We start from the raw sequence: 14800 nt of genomic DNA, 5'->3' as shown, positions 1-14800 counted from the left end.
ATGACATTACTACAGCCATCATACCTCTGGGGACTACTCGCACTCGCGATCCCAATTCTCATTCACTTGTGGAGCCGTAAGAAGGTGCGCACTATAAAAGTGGGTAGTATACAATTTATCGCGCCCACAAAATCTAAAGAGAGTAATAGTATCCAGCTTAATGAATGGTGGCTACTACTATTGCGTTGCTTGATTATTAGTACGCTAGTGGTAATTCTTGCACAACCACATATTACAACAACTCCCGACAATGAGGAGGTTGCTTATCTTTTCGAACCTTCGTTACTTTCCACAGCAGATGGTCTAGCGAGATTTGAACAAATACCACTAGAAGGAAGGCGATTATTACAAGAAGATTTTCCACTGTGGGAGACTGGAGATGTAATAGCAAATAAAGAGGTGGTGCCTAATTATTGGCAGCTCGCTCGAGAGATGGAAGAATTAGCTGCAGATAGTATTGTGGTTTTTACACACGCTTTCGCGAAAGCGTTACAAGGCAAAAGGCCTACCATAAAAAAGAACATTACGTGGATTCCTGTGGAAACTACTAGACAGAATGAGCAGCCCCTAGTCGCAATTGCTCATAAGGATAGTTTAGAAATCATTAATGTGTTGAGCGAGGCACAACTACTTGGTATAAATAAAGAGAAAGTAGCGATACGTGATGTAACATTAAATCTTACAAAAGATAGCGTCGAGATCAGAACGAATGGTATTTCCAGAACCATTTCTATAAAAGAGTATTCTCCTATTGAGACTACAATCATCTATAATAAAAGACATGATGCCGAACGTAGTTATCTAGAGGCAGCTTTACGTGCGATAAGTCAGTTTACTAAGAGAGAGATTGTCATCACCGCAGTGTCAGATAGAGAAAAAATAGATACGACGACTATAGATTATTTGATTGATTTGAGTGATAATCCTATGATGGCTAGCGACACGCCTACATTATATTATCGTCCAGGAGAAATCGCAAATTCGCTTGTTGTACCAGGACCTGCAGCAACTACGTCGATACTGACAAAGAAACTAACGCCTAAACTCATTACAGAAGAGCCTCTAGTAACACAATTACTTACATGGCTTAATCTTGATCAAGAATTAAATATACAAATAGGAGACCTTGATAATCGGGTGATGAGTTTAGAGCAACTGCAAACCATTAATATTCCCGCTACCACAATGAAAAAAGAGGTAAAATCAGATATGTCAAGTACCTTCTGGATACTGCTTTTAGTACTCCTTGTAAGCGAGCGCATACTCTCTAGAATACGTAAACAATAATGCAAGAAGGGATACAACTCATACAGATTTACATGAAGCGCTGGCAGTTATTGCGAGGCTTAGAAGCCGTGCTTTATGGTATCGGAGCTGGACTTTGTAGTGCATTTATTACTAGAAATCTAATAATAGGTATTGTCGCTTTTCTAGTAGTAACTGCAATAGCAGTGCTCATGATTAAACCTTGGAGAATCAATCTAAGTTCTGTGAGTGCTTACATTGATAAACATCTTCATAATGCCGAATATAGTAGTAGTTTATTGTTGGCTTCGCCAGATGGAATGTCGGGACTTGCACAGTTACAGCAACAGAAAATTACCACACTCTTATCACAGCAAATTACCACTGTCAAACCTAAAACGAGGTTGCGATATGCTGCGATTACTGCAAGCGTATTGATACTAATCGGTGTCATAGTTTTTTATGCATTTGGAAAGAGCATAAATCGTACTAATGGAACTACACCTGGGCAGGAGATAATGACATTTTCTGTGACAGATTCTGTTGCTCCAGCATACAAGCCGCCTGTGCTCATTAATCAGAAGCTTGCCATTCGTTATCCAGCTTACACAAAACTTGGTTCACGTACGTCTAGTTTGATGAATGCAAAGGCAGTTGAGGGATCACAGCTATATTGGCAATTGGATTTTGACAGTAAGGTAAGTGAGGTTACAGTAGAAGGGATAGGAGTTAATGATGAGATGAGGGGTGATGGTACCGCTTTCGCGAAAGCGTACAAACCCACACAATCTGGCTATTATAATTTTAAATTCATTGATACACTTGGAACTAGCTACGCATCAGATATTTATGCGATTGAAGTGGTAAAAGACAAAGCGCCATTAGTAGAAATTAAAAACATCCCACAGTTTACGTCTTTTGATTATTCAGACAATAAGAAGATTGCTTTTACTGCCGAAATAAGTGACGATTACGGAATCGCAGCAGCACACATTGTTGCCACGGTAAGTAAAGGCGAAGGAGAGTCTGTAAAGTTTAGAGAAGAGAAGTTGGCTTTTAATCAACCGGTTCAAGTAGGTGAGAAATCCATGCGATTATCTAAGACTCTTAATTTAGATCAGCTGAAGATGGAGCTGGGTGATGAGTTGTATTTTTATGTTGAGGTAAGTGATCAAAAGACACCAAAGCCTAATATCACCCGTAGCGAGACATTCTTTGCAGTAATAAAAGATACGGTGAGTGATGGTTTTGGAGTAGAAGGAACTCTAGGAGCAGATTTGATGCCTGATTACTTTAGGAGCCAGCGGCAATTGATTATCGATACGGAAAAACTCATAGAAGAACGACCACAACTCACTGAGAAGGAATTTAAAACGCGCAGTAATGATTTAGGTTTTGACCAGAAAGCATTACGATTAAAGTACGGTCAGTTTATGGGCGATGAAGCAGATTCTGGCATCGCTGTTACTCCAGATATACCTCATGAAGACTTTGATGCAGATGATCCCACTGCAGGTTTTAGACATGATCACGATAGTGAGAATGAGCATAACCTCGTTCCAGAAGAACATGATCATGAAGAAGATGCAGAAGAAGAGGGTGAAAAATCTATACTAGAAGGATATATTCACAATCACGATGATCCTGAAGAATCAACCCTTTTTACGGAATCCTTGCGCAGCAAACTCAAACAAGCCATGGCCGAAATGTGGGATGCAGAGCTACACCTTCGTCTTGCAGATCCCAAAGTGTCACTACCTTATCAATATAGGGCATTGACATTAATACAAGACATTAAAAATAGTGCACGCATTTATGTGCACCGCATAGGTTTTGACCCGCCGCCTATTAAGGAAGATAAGCGACTTTCTGGAGATCTTAAGGAGATTGATAATTTTTATAAAACTGAGCAAATAGCGGCAACTAACCCTTATGTAAGTATGGAGCAAAGTATAGCGCTTCTTGAAAAGCATATTGCTGGAGAAGCCGCATTAACTGCTGCAGATAAGGCGATACTTGCCAGGGCTGGAGAAGAGCTAGCAACGATAGCAATACAAGAACCGGCAAGACACCTTAATACCTTGCAACAACTCAAATGGCTCACAGAAGAAAAGCAGCAACCGGCAACTACACTGCGACAAGTACAGCGTGGATTATTACAAGCATTACCAGTAAATGATGCAATGCCAATTAGTCGTAAGCCATACAGAGGAAAGCTAGAAGATATATTCATTAAAGAACTACAGACGGGTGATCGATAATATATCCTTTATACATGAAGAGTGGATGTGGCCTGTAATTGCTGGCGCCGTTATATTGTGGGGTCTTTTTATATGGAAAGAACTTCGCGTAACAGGCAGCAAATATGTAATGATAAAGGCGATAATCGCTCTTATCGCAGTAGCTAGTCTTGCATTGATGTTGTTGCAGCCAGTAAAAACTGTACCACGTACTAAGGGCGTAGGCATTATTCTCACAGAAGCATATAAACAACAGCAGTTAGATAGCTTACAGGTTCTCTACAAGGACATAGAAATTATCAAATATGATGGTGATGGTTTTAATCCCTTGCAACTCGAGGCTATAAGTACTGCTTATATACTCGGGAATGGGGTTGCCTCTTATGATATTTGGCAAATACAATCTATTGCAACTACCTATTTAACTGGTGAGAGATTGAGTGGTATTACAAAACTCGCGTATAATAAATCTGCAACCGTTGGTGATTCCCTTTCAATCCGTGGGATTTATACATCGCCTATTAAAGGAAATCGCTTGTTACTAGAAGATGCTGGAGGAAATGAACTTGATTCGGTAACGGTTTCTGGTGGTGATGCATTTGATTTTGAGCTGCAAGCTACAACCTCCGTAAGTGGAAAGTATGTGTATAAACTTATTGAAAAAGACAGTCTTAGTACTATTATTTCTGAAGATCCATTACCTCTAATCATTAAAGAAAAAGAACGCTTGCGTGTTTTAATTATAAATGGTTTTCCCACGTTTGAAACTAAGTACCTAAAAAACTATTTAGCTGACGAGGGGCATGAAGTGCTAGTACGCAGTCAGCTTACTAAGGAACGGTACAAGTTTGAAAATTTTAATAGAAAACAAGGAGTTATCTACGGCTTTACGAGCGCTAATCTTTCAGCTTTTGATGTGGTGGTTATGGATGCTAGTTCTTACAACGGCTTGTCTAGCGGTTCTCGTAGAACACTTAATAATCAAGTATCGCAAGAAGGTCTTGGAGTATTTATACAGCCAGATGTGGCAGTAGTAAATGATGGTAAACAATTTGGTTTTCGCTTTAAGCGAAATAATAAAAATGAAATAGCACTCTCAACCTGGCCTAAAGTTAAGGTAGCTACAATTCTTTATAGTTTTGACGCTGGAGCACTCGTACAACCTATTATTTCTGAAGAAGGAAATGTATGGGCAGCATACGCTCAGCGGGGTGCTGGTAGATGGGGAAGTACGACACTTACAGATACCTATCAATTAATTCTTGATGGTAATGAAGCAACATACAACTATTTATGGTCTTCCATACTGAGTGCGGTAAGTCAGAAAGAATTGCCTACTGTTCTCTGGGAATTTCAAGAAGAAATAGGGGTAAAGGATGCACCTTTTCGCTTTAAGCTACGCACAGAAATACCAGCTCCAAAGGTTCTGGATAATGAGCAGGTTGCAATCCCACTACGACAAGATGTTTTGCTAGAAGATCAATGGGAGGGAACGGTATATCCATCACACTCAGGCTGGAATGAATTGCGTCTAGCGCAAGATAGCACCGCAGTTGCCAGCTTTTATATCCCGCTCGACACTGACTGGAAATCGTTAAGAACATCTACTCAAATCGCTCATAATAAACGCACATTTAATGTAGCTCAAAAGGCAGCAGAAACGCACACAGTTTTAGAACCTGTAGAGCGTTTATGGTTATTTGTCATATTTATTCTTGCGATGGGCTATTTATGGGTAGCGCCTAGACTAGAAGGTGTGTGAAGAATAATTGACTATCTTGAGTCATTGTTTAATCCGTGTTTATACAATAATTTATGAGTGCAAAAACTATTTCTAAGCTATTTGTAATAGCTGGCCTATCTAATGTACTTGGTGTGCTACTATTATCTAAAGGATTTACAAATCAAGTAATGATGGATACACAGCCAGAAGTAATGGGCTATTTTGGGCTTATAGCAATTGTTTTATGGGGACTTGGGTATATAGCTGTTTCTAAAAGCTATGCGTCTGTACCATGGCTTATTGCGGTATTTACGATTGAGAAATTTGCATACGTGATTGTATACCTACAGTGGTTTACGAGCCATTCAATTACTACAGTATACGAGCAAGACGCACTTGCTGGAGTATTTTATAGCATCTATGGTCTTAATGACTTTCTTTTTATGCTCTTCTTTGGATGGGTATTTATACGCTTGAATAAATCTACCATCAAGTAATTTCAAAGATTACAACTTATTTACTTGCTTTACGATTTCCTATAAATCGCAAAAGGCTATCCTTGTGGATAGCCTTTGCAAAACAATGAGGTTAAATTAAGTATGGTAACAAATCATTACTCAAAACCAAATTGAAAATTTGGGGGAATTCAATCTAATAAACAATCTATAAAAACATCTTCTCTGCGGGGATAATCATACTTCTTTTTCTGTACTAGATCTTCGAGTAACACTCGCTATGCTAGGTAAGTAAGTCATTCTGCACTGCTAAATTAGCTATACATGATCTTCTCCATCATTTTTGAAATGATGAGCCGAGCGCATTCTATGAAATGCACAATTAATCGATAAAATACACAAAATTAATAACTGTGGCTCTAAAGTTTTGAGCTTGCTCATTTTTGATGAGAATAGAAAAGACAGAAAAAAGAGCGTGTTGAGGTTCGCTTTCGCGAAAATGGGATGGGTTTTAGACTAATTATGATAAATGAAAGCCATGATAATTAAACTAAGGTAGGTGTCTCTGTTGTAGAATAGAGGTATGAAATTAATGTTACTTTTAATTTCTTAATGTCTCAAAAGTTTCGGCCATAGCGAATTTATCTTCTTCGGCATAAGGGTAGATAAAGAGAAAGGAGTAATGCTCGTGGTTTAATAATATTTCATATTTATCTAGAACACCATTTACAAAGGACGAAAACGTACTTTTAATACGACGATAACTTAAGTCTTTATGGACAGTAATTAATTTATCAAGGTATGAATAAGACATAGCTACGCTTGTTACCATTACTGGATTTTCTGCCGAAAGGCCATACGTTTGATTTTTGCTTTCCATAGTATTAATTTGAAATGGAGTATAAGTTAAAATAGATTTGGATTGTAATTTACATCACAATCCAAATCTATTAATAAAGATATAAACTACTCTACAAACTCAATAATTTGAGCAGAAACAATCACTTTGTATTTGCTCACAAATAAGAAACCAGAAGTTTTTACTTCTACCACCTCATTTACTACGCTTCTTGCAGCTCCATCCATTCCTGCTCCTGAAAGCATTTTTGCCTTTGCTTCGGCTACGAGACCGTTTTTTGCTAGTCCGCCTATTCCAAAAATATAAGTAGCTTCTGCTTCTCCTTTTACCATTTTTACAACTTTGAAGTTCTTCTTTGTAAGAACAACTTCTGTAGTGTTCTGGTTGTAGTTTTTTGGTAAGCCAAAGTGTGAAGCACAACTTGTCATTAACAGAGCAACTAGTGCTAGTAAAAGGTACATTTTTTTCATAAATAATCTTGATCTTAGGTATTACCTACTCCTGTTTAGTGTCTTTTTTCGGCTTGTTCCGACAGTGTGTGGCAAACATAATTTTATCAAAGCAGACTTTTTTACGGGCAACCTCATTCTGGTAGATTTATTAGTTTTTTTAGAGAAGTATCTTTATTACTCTTTTGATATTTAACAAATTCTGTAAAAAAAAGGGTCTCCAGATGGAAACCCTTTACAAACAATCCCGACTTAGAAACCCCTAGCAACTAAGCCGTGACAAGTATACGAACTTTACAAAAAGATGGCGTACGGGAAACCGCATTGAGTTCATTTTTATTTTTTCAGTCAATAGGTAGTCTAAAAAAAATATAAATATATTGGGTTTTGTTTTTCTTTCGCGAAAGCGGACTTCTTAGGTGTGTAATTAAAACAAAAAGGCACCCAAGTGGGTGCCCAATGCAAATAATCTTGACTTAGAAACCCCTAGCAACTAAGCCAAGACAAGAATACATGATTTTTAAACAAGTCTTTTACGGGTTTCCTTTATTTGGGCGTTTTTTTTCATTTTTAACTTTTGTGAAAGCGAATCCGAAAAGGACACTAGTATTGTAAATAAAAAAGGGTACCCAAGCGGATACCCTGTACAAACAAATTTGGCCTAGAAACCCCTAGCAACTAAGCCATGACAAGGATACGTGATTTTTAGATAGGTGTTTTACGGATTTCCTTTATTTGAGCATATTATTTTATTTTTTAACATTTGATTTTTTATTAGTAATTGGTTATCAGCTTTTTATAAAAAAATAGAGGATGCTCAAATGAACATCCTCTACAAACAATCCTTGACTTAAAGCCCCCCATGATTTTAAGTCGTGGTAAGATTACAAGGTTTTATAATAATAACGTTACGGGAAACCGCATATAGGTGATTTTTTTATGAAATACATTTAAATAATACCTAAATCCTTTACTAATGCAACTAGATGAACAGCATTATTTGCCCTAAACTGAATTTTAAGTTTGCTCATTTTTTTCTCAATTGCACTTAGACTCGATGGAGACTCGTTAAGAGCCACGAGTTCTTTATTTATTTCATCATGAGAATAACCGTAAGAGAGTAATCGCATGAGGGTGATATCGTACTCGTCTATTTGTAAATCTGCATTGTCAGACATCGCCATAGCAACACGTGGAGAGATATAACGCTCTCCATTAAAAACGGTTGTGATTGCCTCTTTAAGATCGGAGATCCCTTCTCGTCCTTTGCATACAAAGGCATCTACACCCGTATCATTATACAGCTGTCTCACACGCTGGAAGCGATCTTCTACAGTGTAAATGATAATCTTGAGCTCAGGATGTTCTTTCTTTAAAGCAGCTGCAAGATCATCTCCAGATGGAAATTGTTGCTTACGGTGGTCTGCTACAAATGAAAGATCAGAAATTATGAGGTCATAGGATTTACCGTCCATTTCTGCTTTTTTAATGAGTTTATATGCCTCATCACAATATTGAACTTGTTTTATGTAAGGTATTTGATAGGTAGTGAGAATGTGTTGTACACCTTCATTGATACTTCCTAAATCGTCTGCTATAATTACTTTTTGAAACATTATATGTTGATCTGTGCTTTAAAACCTTGGTTAGACTTACTTTCAAAAGTAATTGTTCCTTTTAAAGCTTCTATACGGGATTCCGCATTAAGCAAACCATTTTTAGAATTTATAGCACCGCCTATACCATTATCCTTATACAGAATATGCAGTTTCTTACCCTCTTTTGAAATCTCAACAAAGGCTATAGATGCTTTACTATGTTTATTAGTATTTGTAATTAACTCTTGTAAAATCCTATAAATAGTAGTCTTGTGTACTTTTGGAATTTGATTCCAATCTACCTTGTCGATACCTTTTGTGATAATGTTGAGAGATGGAGTTTTATAACTTGATAACAAATCACGTAAGGTTATGTGGAAAGATTCTTCTGTCTCAATAAAACTATTTTCTCTAGATATATCTCGAGTTCTACTATAAATATGCTCTAGATTATCTAGTAAGTGACTTTCATTGTATGTATTAGTTTGCACTTGTGAGATTAGTTTGTAAACATCATTTGCAACTTCGTCATGTAATCTCTTTGAGATTTTTGTTTCTGTGATATATACTTGTTCAAGGCGCTTTCTTTTATTGCGTAATGAAAGGAAGATAATAATACCTACCGTGATTACCATAATAAATAAAGCTAAGAACTGGTAGCGTGTTTTATTAACCTTCTCCTGCTGTGCTATGAGCTCGCTTTCCTTTGCTTGCGTTTGGAACGTGGCGTATTCATACTTTTGAGCTGCATATTTATTTTCTTGAAGAGTTTGCACTTTGTATAAACTGTCTGATAGTTTCTTAAAAACATCGGCATTTGCTGTTGTGCCTATATCAATTGCCAGTCCGAGGGCTTCTAGTTTATATCTAGGATTATTGAGTTTATAAGCAATATCTTTTGCTAGACGAGCATGTTTTCTTGCTAGTGCTTCTTTGCCTTGCTGATGGTAGTAGTATGCTAGATGTCTATTTGTCGAAAAACTTCCCGTTATATTTCTGCTTTTTTCATTAATAGCTAGCGCTTCTAGCATCAATGCCTCACCCTTGAAATCACCTATTTGAGTAATACTATACCCATAGTTGTCATATATAGTGGTCAGTATGTTGTTATCTTCTATGCGGTCTGTATCCTTCATAAAGGGACTTAAGACTTGAGCCGCTTTCTCATAAGATGAGCGCTCCATATAAATGGTGGCGATGTTATTTGAAATGGTAATACTATCTTCCTTTTTTGTAGCCATCGCCAGTGCTTGCTGGTAGTTTTCTAGAGCTAGTGGCAGATTGTTAAGACTTCTGTGCAACCTACCCAGTCTATTTCTGAGACGAACGATGGTTTGTGTATCTGTTACAGGAATATCTTTTAAAAGGTTGATGGTGGCTTTTTCGCTCTCAAAAATGTCACCATTATTAAAATATCCTAAGGATATAAGCTCAGAGTAATAGTTATTGCGGGCTTTATCGTTTTTATGATTTTCAAGTTGGCGCTTGAAGTAATTAATACCTGCTGTTACATCCTCCGTGTTTTGTGGGTAGCCAATAACTCTATAGTAATGCTGAGTGCTATCTATGGGTGTCTGTCCAGAAAGTGGTGTTGTCCAAATACTACAAAGCGTGAGCACTAGAAATACAAGTAGGGTTGTAATAGTAGATTTCTGCATCCCTCAAAGATATTATATTTTGTAAGTGGGAATTACGGGTTTGTAAGTAAAAAATATTGATGTGGATGGTTACGCTTTCGCGAAAGCGTATGCCATAGTGTATCTAACAATGATAGTTTAGTTTAATGTAAAGATTCCGCCTCAGGCTGGTACGAGGTTTTAGGAGTTATGGAGTTCAATGTGGAGATGTCGTATAAATTTTTTAATTAAAAACGAAGCGATGGGATTCACGGTACACTATGAATCATTAGAAATACTACGAACGGACGAGATTAATGATATGTAAACTAACTCAATAGATAGTACAGAGAAATTAAGTTATATCACCTTAATGTAAAATTATCTTTAATGATTTGTTAGCGCTAATTAAAGGTTCAATTACGATAGTAATTTGTTAAAATTCAATATAACTTTGCAATAAAAAAATTGAAGAAAGAGAATACTTGGATTAGCTGGAATGAAAATGTAAAACATTCATTTACTAATAGCTATGACGTTACTACAGAAGAAGAATTTGCGGATGCCATCAAGAACGCTGAGAATGTTAGATTTTACGGTTCTAAACAATCGTCGTCAGATATTGCTGCTGGGACTGACACACTTATAAATATCAAAAATTATAATCAGATAATTGGTATTGATAAAGCATCTAAAAAAATAACTGTCCAATCTGGAATTGAACTTAAAGACCTTCTAGAAAAAATAGAGAGTTTAGATTGGTGTATTCCTTGTCTGCCAGACATCAACACTATTACGTTAGGTGGAGCCTTAGCAACTGGTACACATGGGACTAATGGAGGACTTATCTCGTCATATATGACAAGTTGTAGACTCATCCAAGCAGATGGTACAATCCAAGTGATTAATGAAGATGATATGCTCATGGATGCCGTGAGAGTATCTCTGGGAGTTCTAGGTGCTTTCTCTACCATTACACTGCAATGTGAGGAATCATACACACTACATCTGATTGAAGAACCCGAGAGTGATGCTACATGGACTAAGAATCTAAGTAGCTATTTGTCTAATCATGATTTCTTAAGAATATTATGGCTTCCTCATACAGGGATGGGTTATGTGATAAAGGGGAAGAAGATTCCGAAAGACCAACATGTCGAAGAAGATCTAGGACCTGCATATTTAAAAAATAGAAGAAAGGCCTCAAAATTTTTATATCAGCTGACTAAGACAGCTCCTTGGACCATTTACTTTGCAAATAAAATTCTCTACAAGCGATTTTTTAAAAGTAGGAAAGAACATAAAGGAAATTTATACCAGGCTACAGTTACAAAATCTAGAGGATCAACTCTTGAGCTTGCGGAGTGGACAGTTGATTTTGAAAAATTCCCATCATTACTTAAAGAACTGTCAGAAACTATAAATAGTTTTAAAAATAAATCATTCATCCACATACCTATGGATGTGCGTTTTGTAGATAGTGATGATAGCTGGTTGAGTAATGCTTACAAAAGAAAAACGGTAACGATGGGTTGCGTTTCAAGAGATGCATCTAGTGCAGATAGTTATGAAGCATTTAAAACGGTAGAAGACATTTTTCTTAAATATGGAGGAAGACCACATTGGGGAAAGCGCTTTGCCGCTAAAGATCCAGAGCTAACTAAACTCTACCCAAAGTGGAATGATTTTAAAGATTTACGTAAGTCTATGGATCCTACAAACAAGTTTTTAAACAAGTATTTAGCTTCTATTTTCTCAGAAAAATTATAATCAATGGTTAAAGGAGTATTATTTGATTTTGATGGAGTGATAGCTTATAGTAAGCACATACATTTTGCCTCTTGGCAGTTTGCTGTAAACGAGGTGCTGGATGCTACTGTAGTAATAACTTCTGGTGATATTAAATCTGGCGCATCACCAATAATCATATCAGAGATATTGTGTGAAAAATTTGGAAGTCACTCTCAAGCCGAGGAGCTACTAAAAGTTAAAAACAATTATCTAACTGAGCATATTAATGAAGTAGAACATTATAGTGGTGTAGGAAAGCTTTTTGAATATCTGAAAAAGCGCAATATACCCTATGGTATAGCCAGTAATGCAAGCAGTGATTTTGTAAAAGACTGTATAAAATTCTGGAAGTTTGAAGTACTTGTGATGTACGGCTATGAAGATTATGTAAATCCAAAACCTAATCCAGAACCTTATTTAAAGTTGGCAAATAGTTTAAATATAGAACCCGCTGACTTTAAAGATATTTACATCTTTGAGGATAGTGAGCTAGGCTTACAAGCAGCTTTAAATTCAGGTATGAAATCTGTTTACATACAATCACATTGTGTAGTTTCTGAAAATATCATTAGTCAAACTAATTATCAATTTAATTCACTGTTTGATGCGATAGGAACTATTGATAAGCTTATAGCTTCTTAGTTAATAGAAGCTCTCATCATGAGAACTTGAAAATTATGACTGTCTTTGAGCTAGGTCGTTTTCAATACTGTATCATTTTTCTTTAATAAAACTTAAATTGACAGCGCTGTAGGTGAATCATTTAGAGGTCTTTAACGGTTGCTAGTTAAAATGTCATAATCCAGCTTAAATTATATTAGTGTCCAATTAAATTTATGTGAAACTAAAATGAACCACATGAAAATAGTAGGAAAAATATTCAGAATAGTGACAGTCGCTCAACTAGGTTATTATACCTATGACTGGATAAAGAATAATCGATCTTTTAAAAAAGAGTTTGTTCCAAATTTGAAGAAAATAAAAAAAAACTAATATAATAAGCATTATGGACAATACTAAAAGAGCAGCAAATCTTGACAATAAAGAGCACGGTGTGCACAAGGATAAGCACGTAAATCAATACGGAGATCAAAACAAGGATTCATCTCAACCTAAGCGGGATGCAGGAGAGGCTAATAAAGCTGGAAACAAAACACTTTCTAATAAAGAAAATGCAGTGCAAGACAATGCTCATAAGGACGCAGAACAAAAATCAAAACAATAATATTATTGATTTGCAATTATTTCAATATACTACAGTGAGAATTTTTAATCAACACTGTAAAATATGATGTAAGATTTCATTTCGATGATGCTAACCGACATTGATTAAAGTGAAAAATCCCGTAAACTAGATGTTTACGGGATTTTTTTATTGAGTTTTGATACTCAATCAGTGGAGTCGGAGGGAATAGAACCTATTAGTTGTTGTTAATATCTTTTTGGTGATTAACCACTAGTAGTCAATGATGAACCTGATTTGTTTATATTTGTTATAAGCTAAAACACAAGTAAATGATAATACTTTTGTCAACTATTTTGTCAACCAATTCTCAATTTCGCTATGACCTGCACATTCTATCTTAAGACACCTAAAAGTGACAGGGAATCGCTCATTTTATTTTCTTGTCATTTCAAAAAAGAGGCAAAGAAATTTGTATATTCTACAGGTGAGAAGATAAAACCTATACATTGGAATCAGAAAGAAAAGAAACCGCTAACTAAAGGTAAATATAAATGTACTAATGGGGTTTCTATACAAACTCAACTGACTAGATATTCAGATTGCTTCAACCAGCTTCAAAGTAGATGTCAGATTATGAAAGAGGAGTTTACCTCACAGGCTTTAAAAAAAGAATTTAAAGCTGAGTTTAAAAAGTCTAGTAATGGCCAAGATATTTTCTTTGTTGCATTTGATGCTTTTGTTGAAGAGAAAAAGAAACGTAAAGAATGGTCAACATCTACTCATAAGAGATATACTAATATTAAAAATCATTTAGTAAACTTTGAAAAAGCCAAAAAGTACAAATTGACTTTTAATAAGATTAATGAGAAATTTCATACAGAGTTTACTAATTATAGTATGAATGACTTGGGGCATATAAATAACACTTACGCTCGAAATTTAGGTCTTATAAAAACCTTTATGTTTTGGGCCTTGGAGAAGAATTATACCTATAATGATGATTTTAAGAAATTCAAGAAAAAGCAGAAAGTAATAACTCAACAGATAGCACTGACTAAGGAGATTCTACAAGACATTATGTCTAAGAGTTCAAAGAATGAAAAATTAGAGAAAGTACGAGATGTTTTTATTTTCTCATGTGTAACTGGAATGCGCTTTGGAGAGTTAAAATTCGTATCAAAGACGACCGTAAAAGGAAATGATTTTAATCTTAAAGAAGAGAAGCAATCTCTTAAGCAGGTTCGTACTATACCACTTAATGAAATAGCTCTTTATATCTTGCGAAAGTATGATTACCGATTGCCACTAGTGAGTAATCAAAAATATAATGCATATATAAAAGATGTATTTGAAGATGCAGGATACACCCACAAAGTTGAGAAGAGTGTAACTAGAGGTAAAGAGGTAATTAGAGAGGAAATGCGCTTCTGCGATCGTATCTCAACTCACACAGCAAGGAGAACATTTATTACAATGATGATCCGAGAAGGTAAAAGTCCCAAGCTAATAGGTAAAATTACTGGACAAACCGACATTAAAACAATTAATCAATACTATCAGGTAGAAGATTTTGACAAACAACAGGCAGTGGACACAGTTTTTAATATGGAGATTCCTGTGTTGAAAATGGCCTAAAAA

At 35.9% G+C, this 14800-nt stretch carries 12 protein-coding genes; 8 read left to right on the top strand and 4 right to left on the bottom strand.

The window, feature by feature from the left end:
• The 4 genes from JM84_RS13440 to JM84_RS13425 are packed head-to-tail and all read left to right on the top strand — an operon-like array spanning position 1 to position 5705.
• Positions 1-1287 (top strand): BatA domain-containing protein, encoded by a 1287-nt coding sequence (locus tag JM84_RS13440; protein WP_144784761.1) that lies wholly within the window; start codon positions 1-3, stop codon positions 1285-1287.
• Positions 1287-3506: a hypothetical protein gene (locus JM84_RS13435; RefSeq protein WP_013751492.1), complete on the top strand. Its 2220-nt coding sequence runs from the start codon at positions 1287-1289 to the stop codon at positions 3504-3506. The genes JM84_RS13440 and JM84_RS13435 overlap by 1 nt, the downstream gene beginning before the upstream one ends.
• Entirely contained in the window at positions 3496-5247 is a 1752-nt protein-coding gene (locus JM84_RS13430) for a hypothetical protein (protein WP_041295680.1), read from the top strand. The genes JM84_RS13435 and JM84_RS13430 overlap by 11 nt, the downstream gene beginning before the upstream one ends.
• A gap of 53 nt (positions 5248-5300) precedes the next feature.
• Positions 5301-5705 carry a hypothetical protein gene (locus tag JM84_RS13425; protein ID WP_013751494.1) on the top strand — a complete coding sequence of 135 codons (405 nt, stop codon included), beginning with the start codon at positions 5301-5303 and terminating at the stop codon, positions 5703-5705.
• 559 nt (positions 5706-6264) lie between these two features.
• Here the strand turns inward: JM84_RS13425 and JM84_RS13420 are convergent.
• The 4 genes from JM84_RS13420 to JM84_RS13405 all read right to left on the bottom strand — a co-directional run bounded on the left by JM84_RS13420 (position 6265) and on the right by JM84_RS13405 (position 10227).
• Positions 6265-6543: a hypothetical protein gene (locus JM84_RS13420; RefSeq protein WP_013751495.1), complete on the bottom strand. Its 279-nt coding sequence runs from the start codon at positions 6541-6543 to the stop codon at positions 6265-6267.
• A gap of 86 nt (positions 6544-6629) precedes the next feature.
• The gene (locus JM84_RS13415) at positions 6630-6992 is read right to left on the bottom strand and encodes a DUF6567 family protein (RefSeq protein WP_013751496.1); all 363 of its coding nucleotides are present in this window, start codon (positions 6990-6992) and stop codon (positions 6630-6632) included.
• Positions 6993-7921: 929 nt separating this feature from the next.
• Positions 7922-8587, bottom strand: a complete 666-nt coding sequence (locus JM84_RS13410; protein ID WP_144784759.1) for a response regulator — start codon at positions 8585-8587, stop codon at positions 7922-7924.
• Complete coding sequence (locus tag JM84_RS13405; protein ID WP_144784757.1) at positions 8587-10227, bottom strand: hypothetical protein; 1641 nt, start codon at positions 10225-10227, stop codon at positions 8587-8589. Before JM84_RS13405 ends, JM84_RS13410 begins: the two co-directional genes overlap by 1 nt.
• Before the next feature lie 426 nt (positions 10228-10653).
• Here JM84_RS13405 and JM84_RS13400 point away from each other — a divergent pair, with 426 nt between their 5' ends.
• From JM84_RS13400 to JM84_RS13385, 4 genes are all read left to right on the top strand, one after another.
• Entirely contained in the window at positions 10654-11955 is a 1302-nt protein-coding gene (locus JM84_RS13400; protein ID WP_013751499.1) for a D-arabinono-1,4-lactone oxidase, read from the top strand.
• Between the two features lie 3 nt (positions 11956-11958).
• Positions 11959-12618: an HAD family hydrolase gene (locus tag JM84_RS13395; protein WP_013751500.1), complete on the top strand. Its 660-nt coding sequence runs from the start codon at positions 11959-11961 to the stop codon at positions 12616-12618.
• 364 nt (positions 12619-12982) lie between these two features.
• Complete coding sequence (locus JM84_RS13390; RefSeq protein WP_013751502.1) at positions 12983-13201, top strand: hypothetical protein; 219 nt, start codon at positions 12983-12985, stop codon at positions 13199-13201.
• 339 nt (positions 13202-13540) lie between these two features.
• Positions 13541-14797, top strand: a complete 1257-nt coding sequence (locus JM84_RS13385; protein ID WP_144784755.1) for a tyrosine-type recombinase/integrase — start codon at positions 13541-13543, stop codon at positions 14795-14797.
• Positions 14798-14800: the final 3 nt, after the last annotated feature.

It is taken from the genome of Dokdonia sp. Hel_I_63 (assembly GCF_007827285.1).
Lineage (GTDB): Bacteria > Bacteroidota > Bacteroidia > Flavobacteriales > Flavobacteriaceae > Dokdonia.
The sequence above is the reverse complement of the archived record's forward strand: the minus strand, read 5'-3'. Positions and strand labels throughout refer to the sequence as shown.

Coding starts and splice junctions, on each gene's coding strand:
- JM84_RS13440 (WP_144784761.1), top strand. CDS start 1: ATGACATTACTACAGCCATCATACCTCTGGGGACTACTCGCACTCGCG.
- JM84_RS13435 (WP_013751492.1), top strand. CDS start 1,287: ATGCAAGAAGGGATACAACTCATACAGATTTACATGAAGCGCTGGCAG.
- JM84_RS13425 (WP_013751494.1), top strand. CDS start 5,301: ATGAGTGCAAAAACTATTTCTAAGCTATTTGTAATAGCTGGCCTATCT.
- JM84_RS13420 (WP_013751495.1), bottom strand. CDS start 6,543: ATGGAAAGCAAAAATCAAACGTATGGCCTTTCGGCAGAAAATCCAGTA.
- JM84_RS13415 (WP_013751496.1), bottom strand. CDS start 6,992: ATGAAAAAAATGTACCTTTTACTAGCACTAGTTGCTCTGTTAATGACA.
- JM84_RS13410 (WP_144784759.1), bottom strand. CDS start 8,587: ATGTTTCAAAAAGTAATTATAGCAGACGATTTAGGAAGTATCAATGAA.
- JM84_RS13405 (WP_144784757.1), bottom strand. CDS start 10,227: ATGCAGAAATCTACTATTACAACCCTACTTGTATTTCTAGTGCTCACG.
- JM84_RS13395 (WP_013751500.1), top strand. CDS start 11,959: ATGGTTAAAGGAGTATTATTTGATTTTGATGGAGTGATAGCTTATAGT.
- JM84_RS13390 (WP_013751502.1), top strand. CDS start 12,983: ATGGACAATACTAAAAGAGCAGCAAATCTTGACAATAAAGAGCACGGT.
- JM84_RS13385 (WP_144784755.1), top strand. CDS start 13,541: ATGACCTGCACATTCTATCTTAAGACACCTAAAAGTGACAGGGAATCG.